This is a genomic window from Paenibacillus athensensis (genome assembly GCF_004514475.2).
In the GTDB taxonomy this organism is placed as follows: Bacteria; Bacillota; Bacilli; order Paenibacillales; family NBRC-103111; genus Paenibacillus_AL; species Paenibacillus_AL athensensis.
Map to the genome: position 1 here is coordinate 866,505 of NZ_MYFO02000001.1, position 17,403 is coordinate 883,907.

The 17,403-nt window shown below is 58.2% G+C and carries 12 protein-coding genes, 1 tRNA gene and 1 pseudogene; 4 read left to right on the forward strand and 10 right to left on the reverse strand.

Annotated elements, in window-relative coordinates:
- Positions 1-87: 87 nt before the first annotated feature.
- Both B5M42_RS04020 and B5M42_RS04025 read right to left on the reverse strand, forming a co-directional pair.
- A tRNA-Val gene (locus B5M42_RS04020) sits at positions 88-160 on the reverse strand.
- Between the two features lie 182 nt (positions 161-342).
- Positions 343-1,368 carry an alpha/beta fold hydrolase gene (locus B5M42_RS04025; protein WP_134756424.1) on the reverse strand — a complete coding sequence of 342 codons (1,026 nt, stop codon included), beginning with the start codon at positions 1,366-1,368 and terminating at the stop codon, positions 343-345.
- A gap of 191 nt (positions 1,369-1,559) precedes the next feature.
- On the opposite strand from B5M42_RS04025, the gene B5M42_RS04030 reads away from it, so the two are divergent.
- Together B5M42_RS04030 and B5M42_RS04035 are read left to right on the forward strand one after the other, a co-directional pair.
- On the forward strand, positions 1,560-2,495 hold the full coding sequence (locus tag B5M42_RS04030; RefSeq protein WP_134756422.1) for an S-layer homology domain-containing protein: 936 nt from the start codon (positions 1,560-1,562) through the stop codon (positions 2,493-2,495).
- Positions 2,496-2,653: 158 nt separating this feature from the next.
- Positions 2,654-3,832 (forward strand): hypothetical protein, encoded by a 1,179-nt coding sequence (locus B5M42_RS04035; protein WP_134756420.1) that lies wholly within the window; start codon positions 2,654-2,656, stop codon positions 3,830-3,832.
- A 261-nt stretch (positions 3,833-4,093) separates the two neighbouring features.
- Here the strand turns inward: B5M42_RS04035 and B5M42_RS04040 are convergent, their stop codons facing one another.
- The 3 genes from B5M42_RS04040 to B5M42_RS04050 all read right to left on the reverse strand — a co-directional run bounded on the left by B5M42_RS04040 (position 4,094) and on the right by B5M42_RS04050 (position 10,472).
- On the reverse strand, positions 4,094-4,864 hold the full coding sequence (locus B5M42_RS04040) for a stalk domain-containing protein (RefSeq protein WP_134756418.1): 771 nt from the start codon (positions 4,862-4,864) through the stop codon (positions 4,094-4,096).
- Positions 4,865-5,327: 463 nt separating this feature from the next.
- A complete protein-coding gene (locus tag B5M42_RS04045) occupies positions 5,328-9,218 on the reverse strand; it encodes a CARDB domain-containing protein (protein WP_230632616.1) in 3,891 nt (1,296 codons plus the stop codon).
- Between the two features lie 435 nt (positions 9,219-9,653).
- Entirely contained in the window at positions 9,654-10,472 is an 819-nt protein-coding gene (locus B5M42_RS04050) for an ankyrin repeat domain-containing protein (RefSeq protein ID WP_230632618.1), read from the reverse strand.
- Positions 10,473-10,767: 295 nt separating this feature from the next.
- On the opposite strand from B5M42_RS04050, the gene B5M42_RS04055 reads away from it, so the two are divergent.
- Complete coding sequence (locus B5M42_RS04055) at positions 10,768-11,040, forward strand: hypothetical protein (protein ID WP_134757796.1); 273 nt, start codon at positions 10,768-10,770, stop codon at positions 11,038-11,040.
- Positions 11,041-11,150: 110 nt separating this feature from the next.
- Here the strand turns inward: B5M42_RS04055 and B5M42_RS04060 are convergent, their stop codons facing one another.
- Positions 11,151-11,738, reverse strand: coding sequence for an NAD(P)H-dependent oxidoreductase (locus B5M42_RS04060; RefSeq protein ID WP_134757798.1), 588 nt, complete (start codon positions 11,736-11,738; stop codon positions 11,151-11,153).
- A 134-nt stretch (positions 11,739-11,872) separates the two neighbouring features.
- Here B5M42_RS04060 and B5M42_RS04065 point away from each other — a divergent pair, with 134 nt between their 5' ends.
- Positions 11,873-12,298, forward strand: coding sequence for a MarR family winged helix-turn-helix transcriptional regulator (locus tag B5M42_RS04065; RefSeq protein WP_134757800.1), 426 nt, complete (start codon positions 11,873-11,875; stop codon positions 12,296-12,298).
- A gap of 276 nt (positions 12,299-12,574) precedes the next feature.
- Here the strand turns inward: B5M42_RS04065 and B5M42_RS25245 are convergent.
- The 4 genes and pseudogenes from B5M42_RS25245 to B5M42_RS04085 all read right to left on the reverse strand — a co-directional run bounded on the left by B5M42_RS25245 (position 12,575) and on the right by B5M42_RS04085 (position 17,127).
- A pseudogene (locus B5M42_RS25245) lies at positions 12,575-12,861 on the reverse strand (adenylyl-sulfate kinase).
- A gap of 616 nt (positions 12,862-13,477) precedes the next feature.
- Positions 13,478-14,638, reverse strand: a complete 1,161-nt coding sequence (locus B5M42_RS04075; RefSeq protein WP_134757803.1) for an FAD-dependent oxidoreductase — start codon at positions 14,636-14,638, stop codon at positions 13,478-13,480.
- A 195-nt stretch (positions 14,639-14,833) separates the two neighbouring features.
- Entirely contained in the window at positions 14,834-16,555 is a 1,722-nt protein-coding gene (locus tag B5M42_RS04080) for an MFS transporter (RefSeq protein WP_134757805.1), read from the reverse strand.
- Positions 16,552-17,127 carry a hydrolase gene (locus tag B5M42_RS04085; RefSeq protein WP_134757807.1) on the reverse strand — a complete coding sequence of 192 codons (576 nt, stop codon included), beginning with the start codon at positions 17,125-17,127 and terminating at the stop codon, positions 16,552-16,554. The genes B5M42_RS04080 and B5M42_RS04085 overlap by 4 nt, the downstream gene beginning before the upstream one ends.
- Positions 17,128-17,403: the final 276 nt, after the last annotated feature.

Consider the following 17,403-nt stretch of genomic DNA (forward strand, 5'->3'; position numbering starts at 1 on the left):
GATATGTTATAATTCGATACGTCATGATGGTATTCATCATATTCTTGAAAAAGCAAAAATCCCCTTGATTATCAAGGGGATTTCATATGACCTGTAGTGGGCTCGAACCACTGACCCCCACCCTGTCAAGATGGTGCTCTCCCAGCTGAGCTAACAAGTCGTTTTGAAGGGAACGAAATTTATAATATCAGGAACTGTAGTGAATGTCAACACATCATGTACAAAAAAATAACGCGGTCCCCACAGCTGCGGTTCAAATCGACAGCTCCCGGCAAACTGCGCCGGCGGCTGTCGGTTTTGATCGCTTTCTGCGCTTTCCCGGGAAATTCCCCGGGCTCTGCGTTAATTGCCCAAGATGTCGCGCAGCGCCAGCTTGGTCTTGGCTATGGCTTCGCGCAGCTCCTCAGTCTCGCCGGCATACGGATGAACGGCGCCGAAGGTATGGTTGCCGCCCTGCACCAGCTCCCATTGGACCGCCGGGTTTCGTTGCTGCAGCAAGGCTGAGCCGCTGAGCCGTCTGTCGCCGTCCTCGGTGCCTTGAATCAAATACACCGGGCAGCGGATGGCTGCGATCCGGCCGGGCAGGTCGTACCGCTCGCGATGCTGCTCCAGGTCTTGCAGGATCGCCAGATCCAGCGGCATCATCTGCTTGGTCCGCGCATTGGCCGTATAGCTGCGTCCCGCAGAGCGCATGGCTGCTTTATCGGCGTCCGTCAGCAGGTCGAGATCGGTGATCCCGTTCCAGCTGATCACGCCGGCCACCTGCTCGGGATGATCGAGCGCATAGACGAGGCTGGTCCCGCCTCCCCGACTGTGTCCAAGCAGCACCAGCTTGCGCGCTGCGCCGGCCCCTGCAGTCTCTGCCGCTCCCGCAGGTCCGGCAATATGCGTAGCTTCCGCTGCCCCTGCCGTACCGGCCTCCCGCTCCTCTCGTGCTCCAGCGTCCTGTTCGCCAGCCTCGCTGGACGACGCGTCCAGCTCGGCCACGACCATACCAGCCGCGCTTGCTGCGTTCGCAGCCGCCAGCAGCCGACCGGAGCGCACCGCGCCGGACACAGCCGCCAGATCCTCCAAGTCGCGAGAATACGTCGCTTGGGCAAATTTGTCCAGCTCGGTAAAGTCCAGCAGGTTATCGCCTACCCCGTTATGCGAAAAATTAATCGCCACTACATCGAGCAACTCCGCCAGTTCTGCCGCAACATGCGGGAACATGCCCCAGTCCTTGAAGCCTTTGTAGCCGTGACACAGCACCAGCGTTCCCCGTCCGCTCCCGGCTGCAGACCGATAATAATCGCCGCGAATGACGCGGTCCGCACCAAGCGTCAGCCGAAACGGCTGTTTGTAAGCGTCCACTTCCATCCCCTCCATGCTCCTGCTTCCTATGTATACCCTAACTATAACATGGGGGAACAAAATTTTTCCATAAAGCGCATACTTATCTTTAGGCGATATCGGACGGCCAGCCGCCAAATACGAACATTTGGTCGTATCGCAATTTTTTCCGCAACCTTGCAACCTTTGGCAGATGTTCCCCGTTTGGAGAAATAGAGGTGATCCTAATGAAGAAGCAAATGAAAAAATGGTCCGCACTGTTCGTTCTGGTTATCGTGCTTGGTTTGACAGGCGCGCAAAGCGTATTTGCCTTTACCGACATTCAGAACGATCCGGCCCAAGCCAAAATCGAAGCGCTGAACGAAGCCGGGATTGTCAGCGGGGTGGATGATACGACGTTCGCTCCCCGCAGTCAGATGACCTATGCGCAAGCCGTGCACCTGATTGTGAAAGGACTGGGCTTGAACATCGACAACATCCGGTTTATCAAAAAACCGGAAGCCAGCGACTATTTCGACCATGTAGCCAATGACGCCTGGTACGCCCCGTCGCTGATTATCGCCGTACACAACGATCTGCCGCTCGGCCGCGATTTTGACCCGAACGCCGCGATTACGCGCGAGCAGTTCGCGATGTATCTGTACAAAGCCGTGCTGACCAAGGGCAGCTACGCGCTGAACAAAATGTACATCATCATCGGCGACGAAGCCGACGTATCCCCGGATGCCATGAATGCGATTCAGGATTTGGTCAAAATGAACATCGTCCAGCTGGAGGACGGCAAGTTCCGCCCCCAAGCGGCCATTACCCGCTCCGAAGCGGCGGCGCAGCTGTATGACGCTATCAAGTTTGTCGAGACGCACAAGGCGCTGCCTGGGGAGGGTGCAGCCGAGCAGCCGGCAGCCGGTGACGAGGTAACCGTCATCACAACGCCAATCAACGACGCTGTCAACGAAGTCGTGCTGAGCCGCGGCATGAAGCCGAATCCCGGCTACGGCATTGCCGTCACAAGCATTGATTTCTCCGCGCCTGGCGAAGCAATTGTCCACTACCGCCTCAGCGAACCAGATCCGGACAAAATGTATGCGCAGGTCATAACCGAGCCGCAAGCAACGACTTATATCGCGTCCGCGCTAAAGGTCAAGCTGCAGCAGGATCAATAGAACTTATCCACAGACGCTCCGCTTTGGCGGGGCGTTTTTTTGTTTTCGGAAAGCTGCTAAAAGTTTTTCTTATAATTTCCTTCCTTTTGACAAAAGCTTAAAAAGTTCCGGCGCTTCGCGCGCCATATCGTTCCTTACGTCACAGGAGGATGATCAGCATGATCAAGTTTAATCATTTGTACCGTATCGATTTGTACCCGAATAGCCGCCGCTGGGTCTGCGCGCTTGCGCTTGGCGTCTGGCTAAGTGCCGGAAGCGGAACCGGCGCGGTCTACGCCTACGCTGAACCTGAACCTGACACGCCGGCCGTCACAGCGGCAGCGCGCAACGAGCAACTACAGCTGGAGGTTAAAGCCTCACCGAACGCTACTTACGTCACGCAAACCGGGCTCACCGACAAAAAGCTCATACGCGAGCTGGACGCCGCAGCCGAAGGCGGAGCGTGGAGCTCGCCGCTGCCCCCGGATACGACGCTTCGCTATCCGAGCAGCAGCGGCGCGCAACGCGAGCTCGGCATCACGCCGGCCGGCGATGTCGTCGATCTGGCCCGCGGCCGCATGCTGCGCGTCGGCGAAGCGACGCGGCGCAAGCTGGCCGAGCAGGTTGCCGCGCAGCGCGCGAAGCATTACGGCGAGCTGCTGACATGGACGGAGGCGAATCTCCTTGTGCCCAAATACAGCAGCTTCACCATCGTTGATGTGGAGACGGGCCTGCATTTTCGCGGACAACGCCGGGCGGGGAGCAGCCACGCCGATGTTCAACCGCTCACCAAGGCCGATTCGGCTGCGCTCAAGGCGATTTACGGCGGAGCCTGGAGCTGGGATCGCCGGGCTGTGCTCGTTGAAATCGACGGACGACGGCTGGCCGCTTCCATGCACGGCATGCCGCACGGCGGGGACGGTATTCCCGACAACGGCTTTAACGGGCATTTCTGCATTCATTTTCTCGGCAGCGAAACGCACAGCTCGCACAACGTCGATCCGGCGCACCAGGTCATGGTGCACAAAGCCGCCGGCCAGCTTCCGGCCTATCTGGCCAAGCTGTCGGCCTGGGAGCTGATCGACGTCTGGATCGCCGCAGCGAACCAGGGCGATCAGCAGCTGCTCCAGGCCGTATCGGCTGCGACGCCGCCCAATGCCGTGCCTGTACGCACGATGCGACGGCTGTCGCGATTTCCCGAGCGCGATACAACGGCGCTGCTCGAGCTGCAGACGGAAGTCGACGTGTTGGCGACTCCGGAGGGCCGCAGCCAGCCGCAACAAAGGCGAGTCCTTTTCCATCTGGAAAGGGACTCGCCTGCTGATGGCTGGCGCATTCGCCGCGCGGAGCTGCGCTAGCGGGGGCATGGGCCGGTTGCAGCGCTATGCCAGCGGCGCCATGCCGGCGACGCGCGCCGGGCGGTGCCATGCCAGCGGCGCCGTGCCGGCGACGCCATGCGGGCGGCGCGGGCCGCCGGAACACTCCCGCCGGCGCCGCGGCGGGCAGGGCGCTGGCGCGCGGCGGCTGCAACTACAAGCCAATCGCGCGAGCCAGCTATGTGACGGACCGTACGCGCAGCCAACGCCCGCCCCGCCCCCGCTGCGCCAAGCGGCCGCACCTTATTTGACGATGATGGTGCCCTTCATAAACGACTTGTGCGGCTGGCAAAAATACGTGTATTCGCCCGGCTCCGTCAGCTTGACCGATGCAGAAGCGCCCTGCTCAAGAAGCGGCGTCTCAAAGCTGCCGTTGTCGGCCACGGCATTGTGCTTCACTTTATCATGATTCGTAAACACAATGGTCGAGCCTGCTTCCACCGTGATGGATGGCGTGCTGAAGCTGAAATTGCTGATATCGATGTGATAAACCGGCGTGGCTTCTCCGTTGCCGGCGCTAAGCAAATTGACCGTTCGCGTCGCATCGTCGTAATGGACGGTGATGCCGAAGGCCTCGGCCAAAAAACGCGAATGCACAAAGGTCGAGCCGTCGATGATTTGCGCCGGTCCGACCATTGTCATCTGCATGCCGTTAACATCTGCATTGCGCGAGCCAATCTTCAGCTTGATCGTGCTGCCACCTTTTTGCACCGTGACCGTTTTCGTCGCTTCATCCCAGCCGACTTGGCCCCCGATGCCCTCGGCGAACGCACGATACGGCACGAACAGCGAATTGTCGATCAGATACGAGGCGTCAAGCGCGAGGCTGCGACCGTCCAGCGTCAGCTTCATATTCGACGGCGTCGGCGCTGCCGGTGCCGCCGTTGTTGTCTCCGTTTGCATCGCCATCCCCGCCATCTCATGATCGGCATGATCCTCTTGCGCTGCTGCTCCGGCAGAACTGCCCACCAGCATCAACGCGTAGACAGCGGCTGCCAACAAACTTGTTTTCATCTTCCATCTCCTCCTTCAAGCTTCTCTTCATCCAAGTAAACGAAAGGTTTGGACATTTGGTTTTGCTTGCGGCACTTTTTTTCAGTGTTGGCCTTGCAAGACGGCGGCCGTGCCGGCCAAGACGGCAATGCCATTGCCATTAACGCCTCCGATGTCGGCGTCGTCCGCACGAACGTCCAGCCGAAATAATCAAAGCCAAAGCAAGATCCGGCAGGACGAAATGCGCGAAGCCGGGACCTCGACAACGTGCTTCGGGCATCGGGCAGCACAGGCAACACAGGCAACACGGGCAACACGGGCACATACCGCTCTCCACAACGGTTCGCCCGCGCCGATCAATGCGACGCGAAGCCAGGGGCGGACTCCTGTTTCGTCGATTTCGCAGCATAAACAAAGCAACCCCCGCAGATCTAATCTGCGGGGGCTGCTTTACTTACATAGCCTGCTTACGCAAGCGCCGCTCTTACCAGTTGTTACCGGAAACGCGGTTAACTGTGAAGTTAGGCGATTTGCTTTCGCCATAGATCGCTTGAACGCCGGAGTTGTAGATTTTGACGTTCGTGAAGCTTGCAGCACCGACAACGGGTCCTTGACCGGACTCTGCACTGGCTACCAGCTTGATGCCGTAGCGAGTGGAGTTGTTGATGTTGACGTTTTCGAAGCGGATGTTGGACATAGCCAGGTTTTCAGGCGATTTCGTTTGGAACATCAGGCCGAAGTATACGGAGTTGTTGATGTCCACGTTTTTCACCAGAATGTTTTTCAGAGTGCGGTCGCCGTTGAAGATCCAGATCGCACCGAAGTTTTGGTAATCGTTGATTTTGTCGTCAGCGCCAACGCTGGTCCAGAAGTCGCCGCCTGTGCGATCCAGTGTGATACCGTCAAATACGGTGTCTTGGTCGCCAAAGCCCAGTGTGTTGTAACCGAAGCTCAAGCTGCTGATTGTCAGACCAGGGTAAGTCAGCGTGTCAGCGCCGTACAGGTTTTGGAACAGGTTGCCGGAACCGCCGTATGCAGCAAATGCAGCTGCGCGACGTACGTTAACAGCAGTCAGGTTGGTGAATTGGTTGCCAACGTTGTAGGAACCGCCGGCGTCGATTGCGCTGAACTCTGCGAAGGAGTCGTCGCCAGTTGCGCGAGCATAGTTGTTGTCGATGATGTTGTTGTTGGAACCGTTTGTCATGTTGATACCGTCAGCAAACGTGTTTTTGATCCGGTTGTCTTTGAACACGTTGTTCGAAGCGCCTACACCCCAGTACAAGCAGATGAAGTGCTCAGCCCAGATGTTTTGGATCGTTACGTTTTGCATGCCGTTACCATCGATGAATTTACCAGGTCCGTCTACGCGGTAGATGTAGTTGCCCCATGCAGACAGGTTTTTGATTGTGGAGCCGTTAGCTGTCGAAGCGATGTTGAAGCCTACGTCCGTGTTGGATTGGCTTTGCGGAGCGGTCAGCTTCGTGTGCCAAGGACCAGCGCCGATAATTTCGGTTGCGCGGCCGTAGATGAAGATTTTGCTGTTGATTTCCCAAGTACCGGCTGGGATAAAGATACCTTTTTTCGTGTTGTCTTGACGGAACTCGTTCAGTGCTTGGTCGATTGATTTGGAAGCCGAAACTTCAACGTATTTGCTTGGATCCGGGTTGGTAGCTGCTGGAGCTACGTTTTCCGTTTCGAGCAAGTCGAGGTAGATCCAGCTTACGTCACCGGCATCTTTTTGAATTTTGATTTTCGTACCGGCCGGGTACACCGTGTCCAGCATCAGCTGAGCATCTTCATACAGCCAGTAAGCTTTGGAACCGGAGTTGTCGTAACCCAGACGGCCCAGTGTGCTTGGTGTTGCGTACAGGTAAGAGAATTTCGACGAAACGTTGAATTTGCCTTTAGCTACGCCGTTTGCGTAGATGCTGACTGTACCGTTCGTGTTTTCAGCTACAGCGTTACGCAGAACGAATGCGTTAGCTGGAGCAGTCAACGTGAACTCTACGTATTCGCCAGTCGCGTCGAGGTAAACCGCGGAACGACCGGAAGCTTCGCCTGCAAAGTCGCCAGGGGTGAAGTTAGGAGCCAGTTTCGTACCGTTCGTTGCGTTTGTAGCAGCTTCTGCTTCGATCACTGTGAACGGCATGTTAGCGCCGCGACCGGAGTAGAGGCTTGTTGTGCTTGTGTTGTTGGCTTGTTTGATAGCAACTTCGTTGCCGTCGTTAGCAACGGTTGTCGTTACAGTGTAGCTGCCGTTTACAGCTGTCCAGGAGCCTACGCTTACATTTGTGGAAGCGCCTGCTGCCAGGCTGCCGCTGTAGGAGCCGCTCAGGGTTTGAATCGTCGTGCCTGCGGAGTTTTTCAGCACAACGGTTACAGCGTGCGAACCGCTGGCGGAAGCGATGGTGCCTTGGTTTTTCAGGTTAACCGTGAAGCTCACCGTGTTGCCAGCGCTTGGGTTGCTTGGGTTCCACGAAGTGGAAGCAATCAGGTCGGAGCTGGAAACTTGGTTCACAACCAGGTTGGAAGCGGAAGTGAAGTTGTTGTTGTTTTCGTTTTGCTCGATAACGGCATTGGACTCGTCAACTTTTGCCGTTACTGCGTAGCTGCCGGCATTTTGCGCGCCGATGTTGACAGAAACGTTAGCTGTTGCGCCTGCTGCCAGAGCAGCAACGTTGCCTGTACCTACGAGTGTGCTGCCCAGGTAGAATTTCACGTTAGTTGCACCGGAAGCAGCGCTGCCGATGTTTTTCACAGCAGCTGTCAGCGTGATTGCGTCAGTTTCTACAGGGGATGTAGGCGAAGACGTAATACCTGTTACCGTCAGATCAGGGTTTGGAGCTGCGGAACCAATGATTTGGAACTCAGCGATTTGACCTGCGGAGGAACCTGTGTTGGACGTAATTTTCAGTTGAACAGCGCTTGCAGTTGCTGTAACCGGAATCGTTACTGTGTTGCCGGAAGCCGGGTTGAACGTGTAGTTCGCTGCGGATACCAGGTTGTTGAATGTAGTGCCGTATTGGTCATGACCCAGCACTTGGATGTTTTGCGTACGAGTCGACCATGCGGAATCAGGGTTGAGCTTCAGCACGATCGATGTGATGTTGGCATTCGAGCCCAGGTCCACAGTCAGTGTGTTCGGGTACGAACCGCCTGCGCCTTCCCAATACGTAGTCACGTTGCCGTCAGTTGCATTCGCAGCTACGAACGTGAACACAGTCGAGTTAGCTGTAACTGGTTTGCCCAGTGCCAGGTTGGAGCCCGGAGGAGGCGTTGGTGTTGGCGTGCCTGTTGGTGTTGGCGTTGGTGTTGGCGTTGGTGTTGGCGTTGGTGTTGGCGTCGGTGTTGCAGTTGGCGTAGCTGTTGGTGTTGCAGTTGGTGTAGGTGTAGGCGTTGGCGTCGGTGTAGGAGTCGACGTTGTGCCTGTGAACGCTACTTGGAGGTTATCCAGGTTGACGTTGCCGGAATCGGTCGTGTCATATTTGTACCCGATCGTGTTGTTGCCGGCGTTCAGTGTCACGGTTTCCACTTTCGTGGACCACGTATCCCAGTTAGCCAGGTTGGCCAGGGTCGTTTGTTTCACTTTCGTGCCGTTTACATAGATGCTCAGCGTTTTTGCGCTGCCGCTGGCGTTGCCGAATTTCAGCGTCGCATTGTAGTTGCCTGCTGTCGCTGCGTTGACGGTGAACGTCGTTGTAGCACCTTGTGTCCAGTAGCCGTCTACAAAGCCGCTGCCTGTGTAGCCGGTGTGGTCGGTGTTCACTTTCGCGCCGCCGCTCAGAGCTGCGGATTCAGCTTCGTAAGTGCCCGATGGAGTTGGCGTAGGCGTTGCTGTAGGCGTAGGCGTAGGCGACGAAGTGTTGTACACTTCGAGCTCGGACAATTGACCTGCAGGCCAGCCTGTGTTAGCGGTAAAGTTGATTTTCACATAACGCACGCTTGTGCTTGTGAAGTTGATCGTGACGGTGTTGCCGCTGCCGTCAAATGTATACGTAGCAGAATTCACCAGGTTTGTATAAGTGGAGTCGTTTGTGCTGCCTTGTACGGACAACGTTTGGTTACGAGTTCCCCAACCGGCAGGGAGCTTCAGAACGACTTGGTTGACAGAGTTAGCGCTTCCAAGGTCAACGCGAACCCATTGCGGGAAGGCGTTGTTGACGCTCTCCCAGTAAGTGCCTTGGTTGCCGTCGGTGACATTGCCGGAACCGTAGACGTCAGCGTGGCCGCTTTCCGTCGTCGATTTGCCTGCTGCCAGGTTTGTTGCCGCCATCGAAACAGCAGGGATCAGCAGCAATTGTGTGAAAAACAACGTGAATGCGAGAAAACAAAGTGCAAGTGGATTTTTCTTGGAAAAATTCCTTTTTACCGCCATTCGTTTAAACCTCCTAATATAATCATCAAAAACTTTTTCATTCATAGACTTCAACAGTCTACGTACTCTTTCAAAACCTCCTCTCAAGAAGAATGCGCTTTCATTCAAATCCGAACAACCTGCCGAACCCCCGCCACCTCCTTCAAAATGCGACACACCAATTTTTGCATGCGCCGTTGTTCATCTAAATTATACCTGAGGGATTTATAGCATTACGATGAGATTTATTATGTTTTGCTTGTCAAATAATATGATTCTTCCGGTAAAAAAACGCGAAATCCGACATGTCCCCGCTCCAACGCGACGGACTGCGTAACAAAAACTACAAATGCGTAACATACGACCTCCCGCGCAGCGTCCGCACCGGCAACGCCAAAAAGACGACCCGCTCAGGTCGTCCCCTTTGTCTATAACAGCGCCATAACCTCTTGCCGGTCAAAATGAACAGCCCAGCCGAGCGGCGTCGCGCCGAACCGGCTGTCCGTCAGCGCCCGGTCGGCGCCGTGCGCGAGCAGCAGCGCGACAAGCTCCGCGCTGCGCTCGCCAGCCACCGCGCCGCCCGAACCCCGACGGCCGCGCGTTGACATCGGCGCCGCGGCCGAGCAAATACGCGGCGGCTTCCACCGAGCCGCCGAGCACCGCATAGACGAGCGCTTGCGCCAGCCGCTCGTCCTGCCCCGGTTCGCCGGGCAGCGAACCGTTCACCGGCGGGCGATGGCGTCCCGCCCCCGCCAGCAGCGTCCCGTCGTCGGCAAAAAACGACGGGAGCAAATCGACGCGGCCCGTACCGGCGGCCAGCTCCAGATCGAGGCTGGCTCCGCGCGCCAGCAGCAGCTGCACGACGGCGGTGCAGCCGTACCAGATCGCCTGCGCCAGCGGCCGACGGTCGTCGTCCAGACCGTCGACAGACGCGCCCGCGTCGAGCAGCAGCTCCACCGTCGCCGTGTCATCATTGCTCGCTGCCCATTGCAGCGCCGTTTCGCCCTGCTGCGGATCGATCGCTCGCGCGTCGACATCCGCTCCGGCCGTCAGCAGCAGCCGGCCCGTGTCGCGCAGCCGCGGACAGCGGCCGGGATAATCGCATAAATGGTGCAGCAGCGTGCGCCCTTCCGCCGAGCGCGCCCGCGCCAGCCCCGGATTCGCCGCCAGCAGCGCAGCCAAACCGGCGACATCGCCCTCCTTGACCGCCCGCACAGCCGGCGCAAACGCAGCCGCATAAGCCGCCTCCGGCGTCTGATCGTCCCATCGGTCCACCCTTTCAAGCCCGCCCTTCTATCCGTTGGTTGAATGCCTCTTCCTGCTATATATTATAGAAGAAAAAGCACCGGGACCCAAACCCGGTGCCATCGATCGCTGAATGAAACGCAAACGCCGCCGGCGTCTGCGGCTTCCCTCCGGTTAGTGCCAACCTTTAAGCAGTGCTGTTGATGCGATTGCGGCCGCTGGAAATTCCTCAACGGTTCCCCTCCTACCCTATATTGTAAAAAACGGATAGTTTGATATAATCAGATCATTCCCAACCCATTTGCTGTATGAGAGGACGCTGAATATGCATTTATATCTGGTCACTTACGAGCTGGTAGCCCCAGGAAAGCATCATAAAAAGGTAGAAGAGGCCATCGCGGCATGCGGCGCATGCACGAATCCGACCGCCTCTACTTGGATTGTTCAATCCAAATATTCGGCTGAATTGCTGTGCGATTACATCCGCGTTCCGATGGACGACAACGACAAGCTGGTCGTTTACCGCTTAACCGACGAATGTGCCTGGCATAATCTCGACAGCGAAGTGAACGACTGGATCGAGCTTTTTTTCAAATAAAGCTTCCGCTGCTCCCAGGAGCAGCTTTTTTTACGATCAAGATCCGCTCTCGTCGCCGCAACGCCGCCGCTTCCCGCAGCCCCCACCAGCCTCGGCAGCATCGTCCGGCCTCAGCCGGTCACTGCGCGAAAATACCGATACACCTTCTCCAGCTTCTCCTTCTGCTTCCCGCGCGGACTTTCCATGCCGCCGAACTCGAAAAACTTCACCTTTTTAATCCCGACATAATTAAAAAGTGCCTTGCGCATCAGCACCTTGTGCGCATTGTTCAGCCAGAGCAGCGGATACAGCGCCGGTCCTTTCATCGTCGACACGCACACCACGGATTTGCCCTTGAGCAAGCCTTCGGGCAGCAAGCCGCCCTTGTCGCGATACGCAAAGCCCGAGGCAAACATCTGGTCGATGTAGCCCAGCAGCATCGCCGGCGGCCTGCCCCACCAGATCGGGTACACCAGCACAATTTGCTCGGCCCACAGCAATTGCTCGCGGTGCGGTGCCAGCTCCGGATCGCTGTGCATGTCGCGGCGACGCTTGTGCTCATTAAACACCAGCAGCGGATTAAAGCCCTCCGCATACAAATCCAGCACCCGCACCTCGCCGATTCGCGCATTGTCGCGACAGCCGCGCAGCACCTCCTGTAAAAAAGCATAGCTCAAGCTCTGATGATTCGGATGCGTATAAATGACCAACGTATTCATGCCAACCGCTCCTTTACTTATCTTTTGATAAGCAAATCGTAGCACACGGATGATTTAATTGTCAAATGATAATTATTTTTTGATAATTGTATTTTGATAATCAATTTGTTATTGTGAAAGCAGGAGGTGATCGGATGGAGCAAAGCGCCCTATTTCAACAAATCGTTGGCTTGATCGCAGCCATCCACCGCGGCACCCACGAGATGACCAGCACCGTCAAGCCGGACGACGTCACTCCCCTGCAATATCAGATGCTCGAATATATTTGGCTGCATCCGCTGGTAACCTTGAGCGAAATCAGCGATTGCTTGCACATATCGATGCCGAACACCAGCCGTGAGCTGAAAAAATTAACCGAAAAGCAGCTGTGCGAGAAAATCGCCGACAACGACGACCGGCGCAAATCGTACATCCAGCTTTCTCCGAAAGGGGCCGCGCTGATGGGCCAAGCGTTCCGCGAGCTGGAAGCGCAGTTTGCCCGCCAGTGGGCCGGGGCTTCGCCCGACGAGCTGCGGGAAATCGGACAGGCGGTTGACGTGCTGCGCAAAATATTCCCGTAAGACGTATTCGTCTGCGAATCGCGGAGCGCGGCTCTCGGCTGCACTCCGTACGCAGCCCCCGGACCGGATCGCTTCGCCGCCAGTTGGCTGCTGCCAATCCGTTGCTGTCGGACTCCTGCTCCCGGAACCGGGAGGCGCCGGATTGCCGCTGCCGGATCCGTCCAGCCGTTCCCGCCGCCGCTCGGCGCCCGAATCAGCCGAACCGCTCTCCGCAGCTTGCGGCGAGCGGTTTTTGACGCGCCGACAGCCGGCACACGCCGCTCACCCAGCCGCCGGCTAATCGAGATAACCGCTTCGCGCGATCAGCTCCAACACCTTGTCCGCGCTTCGTTCCACCGTCTCGCAAGGAAACGCCCGTGAACGCCGGATTTGCCCCCGCCCCAGCGCCTTGGCGTACAAGCCTTTGACATCGCGCTTGATGCATACGTCGAGCGCGCATTTGACATACACCTCATCATAAGCGTCAAGCTGCCCGCGGCAATAATCGCGATGTGCCGATAGGGCGTGATCAGCGACGCCAATACGATGACCCCATGCCGGTTCAGCAAGCGACAGACGTACACCGTCCGCTGAATGTTCAGCAGCCGATCCTGCTCGCTGAACCCAGATCCGCCGTCAGATACCGTCTGAGCTCATCGCCGTCCAGCCATTCCACGCGCCTCCCGCGCCGCTCCAGCCTCCCGCGCACCAAAAGCGCAGACCATCGATGTGCCGGAGCCGGACAAGCCGGTCGCACAAGCTAGTGTATGTCCGGGCGGCACAGGCCGTGTGGACATTTCGGTAATCCGGTTCGCTTAGGGGGCTTGCAAGCGCAAAGTCGGATAACCGTGCTGCAGACCGGAAGCCGAGCGGGCCACCATCCGCTGCGCGGACGCGCCAAAAAAGCTCTTGCCTGGGGCAAGAGCCGGATGACGATCAAGCTGCGGGGATATGGCGGGCGAGCGACGCAGACGCAGGCCATTCAGCTGGGGCCGACAAACACGGACGACTCAGCTCGGGCAGCTCCGTTCGGGCCGATCAAACACAGGCGACTGGGCTTGGGCCGCTCAAGCATAAACGGCTCAGGCAACCCGCGTGACCTGCAGGCGCGGTGTTGCATTTGTTCCGCGGCTGATGAACCGGCGCATCTACGGGAGCGCGGACCACGATTCGTTTGGCATGAAATGCAGCTGAACGCTGTCAGATTTGCTCAAACGAAAGCATCAGCTCGCTTAAAGCAGCAGCGGCATGCTCGGTAAACATCAATCTGAGATTAGCGTCAGATTGCTCAGCCGATTCCGCGGCGTATACAAACATCTTCTCCTCGTAAGCGGCTGTCGCTGCATCGAAATTGTCATGGCTGAGAATCGCCAGCGCCAGCTCGGCAGCATCCTTCATTGCCAGGTTGACTCCTTCTCCAGCGAACGGCGACATCAGATGCGCCGCGTCGCCAATCAGCGTCACGCCGCGCCGGTGCTGCCAGCGAAAGCCGAGCGGCAGCATATAGATGCGCCGCGGTACAATCGGCCCTCCGGCGCAGCGAATATAGTCGGTCAGCTCCTCCGCCCAGCCCGGGAACTGTTCCAGCAGCCGCAGCTTCGCTTCCTCCGTGCGATCAAACGGTATGCCGCACGTGTCGATCCACTCGCGTTCGGCGGGAAAGCTGGCATAGACGCAAAGCCGGCCGTCGCCATTGAGCTGACCGAGAATGCCCTTGCCTTCGCCGAGCGCGAACATTTTCCCCCGCCGGTTGAACGCCGCGAGCGCGGGAAAAGCAGTCGTAACTTCATCGACATACATCTCAATCATACTCAGCCCCGTATAGACGGGCGTGACATCGGTCACCAGCGACCGCAGCCGGGAAAATGCCCCATCGGCAGCGACGACCAGATCGGCCATATCCGTCAGACCGTCGGCAAAGCGCAGCTCGTACCGGCCGTCGGCCAGCGGCGTCGCCTCCAGCAGCTCGCAGCCCCAATGAACGCTTGCCGGATCGACCGCGTCAAGCAGCAGCTGGCGCAAGACGCCGCGGTCGATTTCCGGGCGCTGCCCTCCACCGGCTCCGGCGTCGGCGATTTCATCGAGATATAGCTTGCCGCGCTCATCAAACACGCGAAAATCCTCGCCTTCGTAGCGGGCAATAGCCCGGAATTGCTCCAGCAGCCCCGCCGCCTCCAGCGCCAACTGGCCGGAGTCGTGGTGAATGTCGAGCGAGCCTCCCTGTCGGCGGGCAGTTGGCGTTGCCTCCCGCTCGTACACAACGGCCTGTACGCCGTGCCGCTGCAAAATGCGCGCCAGCGTCAGTCCTCCCGGTCCTGCTCCTACAATAACAATACGTGGTTGTTGCTCGTTTTTCGTCATACGTGTATGCACCTCGCTATGAAATATCGTCCTGATAGAGATAGCATACATCGGGTATTTAAACGGAATATAAACGAGCCGTGGTTTCCTCCCGCGCCGCCGGGCGTACAATCGTCGTGCAGCAGCTTTCCGCTCCGCTCGCGACTCCCGGAGCACGATGCCCGTCGACAGCAGCTATCAGACGCCGATTCCTCGTCAAACGCGCGACGCGTCCGGCCGCCTGCCGGAGCGCAGCAGCGAAGTCAGCAGACCGAGCACGAGCGCCAGCAGCAGCACCGCCAGCGCCCAGCGGTAGCCGTGTACGATCAGCGCCAGCTCCTGGCGGGACAAAGCGGCGTCCGCTCCGGCGTACAGCACGTTTTTCAGAGGCTCCGGCAGGCCTGCACCCGCGATCGACAGCGCAACCGCAGTGCTGAGCACCTGCCCCATATTACCCAGCATCGAACGCAGCCCGTTGGCAACTCCGCGGCGGCTGCTCGGCACCGAGCTCATGATGTCGGTTGTATTTGGCGTCAAAAACAGACCCGCGCCGCAGCCCACAAGCAGCATCGCCAGCGCCGTCAGGCCGTAGCTCAGCTCAGGACCGATGGTCAGCAGCAGCAGTGCAAGACCGGCCATCGAAATCCCCATGCCGGTCGAAGCCAGCAGCTTTGTGCTGAAGCGGCGCGTCAGCAGTCCGGCAATCGGTGAAACCGCAAGAACGCCGATGACGACCGGAATGATGCGATAGCCCGCTTCAAAGGCGCTCATGCCGTAAGCGAACTGGAAGAACAGTCCGAACAGCAGCACGACCGCCGTGCGGGAAAAAGCATTCAGGAAGTTGGCCGCATTGGCCATCACATACGAGCGGCTGCGCAGCAACTGCAAATCGAGCAGCGGTGAAGCGGCGCGCAGCTCACGCCAGACGAACGACGGCGTAAAAATGGCAAACAGCACAAGCCCAACCAGCACGGACGGGTTGCGCCAGCCCAGCTCGCCGATTTCCGACATCGCCATTACCAGTCCGCCGAGCGCCAGAAACAAAAGCGCCCCGCCCGGCGCATCGACGCGTTCGCGCGTTGACCGGCCGGGCGCCGGGCGCAAAATCCACATGCCCCACAGCACGGCCACGACGCCGACCGGCACATTGAACCAGAATACCCAGCGCCAGCCCCAATGTGCAGCCAGCAGCCCGCCGACAACGGGACCGACCAGCTGCGCCGCGGACGCCGTAAGTACATTAATGCCCAACCCTGTTCCGAGACGAGCTGGCGGAAAAGCGTCAGTAATGAGCGCTGTCGTATTGACGACCACAAACGCGCCGCCGGCCGCTTGCAGAATTCGCAGCGCAATCAGCGCCCCGGCGCTCGGCGCAAAGCCGCTGGCCAGACTGGCGAGAGTAAACAGCGCCATGCCGCCGAGGTATAGCTTTTTCCGCCCGAAAATATCGGAGATTTGCCCGAAAACGAGAATGAGCACCGTATTGACGAGCATAAAGGAAAGCAAAATCCAGCTGGAGGTCATGGCATTGGCATGAAAATGCTTGCTGATCTCCGGCAGCGCCACGTTCAGCGAACCAGCGTTAACGACGACGAGAAAAGCGCCGAGGCTTGTGACCGTCAGGACCAGCCACGGATACCAGCCGCCCGCATCGTGCTGCTCTTGCTGCGACCCCGGCTCCTCTGGCCGCGAGCCAACCGGCCGCCCCGGGCCACTTTGCTGCCCGCGCCCATTCTCACGCACGCTGTCATACTTGCGCTGGTCTCGGGGCTCATGTCCGGATGCGCTCAGGGGCTCCTTCTCGCCCTCACGCCCGGACCCGTCTCCGGGCTTCGTCTCCCGCTTGGACTCCAGGTCCTGCCCGCGCTCGAAGCTGGCCGCAGGCCGTCGGCCCGTCGCCCGGTCCCCGCTGTCGTCGGCCAGGCCGTCGCCGCTCATCGCGCTTCACCGGCTTGCAAAATTTGCTCGGTAGTGCGGATGCGGCCGATACGCGGAAAAATAAACTGCCGCACATAATCATGCTCGGCTTCGCTCAAACCGGAAATCGCATCAATGGCAAAAATCAAATCATAGCCGTGCTGGAACGCCTCGCGCGCCGTCGTGTCGACGCCGATGCCGCTGGCAATGCCGCCAAGCACAATCGTATCGATTTTGCGGCGGCGCAGCTGCAAATCAAGCTCGGTGCCGTGGAAGGCACCCCATTGTCTTTTGGTAATCAGCAAGTCGCTTGGCTGCACGCCGATTTCCGGCGTAATTTCATCCCAGCCCTCCGGACGCACCGGACGCGGCAGCTCCTGGTCGAGCTTAGGGCGCAGCATGTCCTTGCCGTCCTTGCTCGTCACGCGGACAAGACCCACCAAAGCGCCGCGTTTGCGGAACGCATCGGTCAGCGCCGCAGCCCGTCCGACCACTTCCTGACCGGAATACGGAGCCAGATTGTAGCCGACGACCCCTTTTTGCAAATCGATTAAAATCAGTGCGGTTGTCTCCCAGTTGAACAAAGCTTCCATTTTCTGCACTCCTTTAGGACTTTAAAATAGGTCTTGCTGAACGATCAAAAAATCCAATAATGACAAGGGTTTGAGGCACATTTCGTCGAATTCATAAGCAAGGAAATCGTTGTGATACGATGAAAAACCGTGCACATGGAGGATGAGGATCATGTACCAATCGTACGCCCATGAGGAAAACCAGTTGTTGCTGCCGAGCGAGTTCTTCTTGCCTTTCGGCGGTCGGCTGAATCCGGACAATCGCTGGATCAAGCTTGCCCAACTGGTGCCGTGGGC

Excerpts from the sequence above, each read along its gene's own strand:
- B5M42_RS04025 (WP_134756424.1), bottom strand. The coding sequence starts at position 1,368 with ATGGAGGGGATGGAAGTGGACGCTTACAAACAGCCGTTTCGGCTGACG.
- B5M42_RS04030 (WP_134756422.1), top strand. The coding sequence starts at position 1,560 with ATGAAGAAGCAAATGAAAAAATGGTCCGCACTGTTCGTTCTGGTTATC.
- B5M42_RS04035 (WP_134756420.1), top strand. The coding sequence starts at position 2,654 with ATGATCAAGTTTAATCATTTGTACCGTATCGATTTGTACCCGAATAGC.
- B5M42_RS04040 (WP_134756418.1), bottom strand. The coding sequence starts at position 4,864 with ATGAAAACAAGTTTGTTGGCAGCCGCTGTCTACGCGTTGATGCTGGTG.
- B5M42_RS04045 (WP_230632616.1), bottom strand. The coding sequence starts at position 9,218 with ATGGCGGTAAAAAGGAATTTTTCCAAGAAAAATCCACTTGCACTTTGT.
- B5M42_RS04055 (WP_134757796.1), top strand. The coding sequence starts at position 10,768 with ATGCATTTATATCTGGTCACTTACGAGCTGGTAGCCCCAGGAAAGCAT.
- B5M42_RS04060 (WP_134757798.1), bottom strand. The coding sequence starts at position 11,738 with ATGAATACGTTGGTCATTTATACGCATCCGAATCATCAGAGCTTGAGC.
- B5M42_RS04065 (WP_134757800.1), top strand. The coding sequence starts at position 11,873 with ATGGAGCAAAGCGCCCTATTTCAACAAATCGTTGGCTTGATCGCAGCC.
- B5M42_RS04075 (WP_134757803.1), bottom strand. The coding sequence starts at position 14,638 with ATGACGAAAAACGAGCAACAACCACGTATTGTTATTGTAGGAGCAGGA.
- B5M42_RS04080 (WP_134757805.1), bottom strand. The coding sequence starts at position 16,555 with ATGAGCGGCGACGGCCTGGCCGACGACAGCGGGGACCGGGCGACGGGC.
- B5M42_RS04085 (WP_134757807.1), bottom strand. The coding sequence starts at position 17,127 with ATGGAAGCTTTGTTCAACTGGGAGACAACCGCACTGATTTTAATCGAT.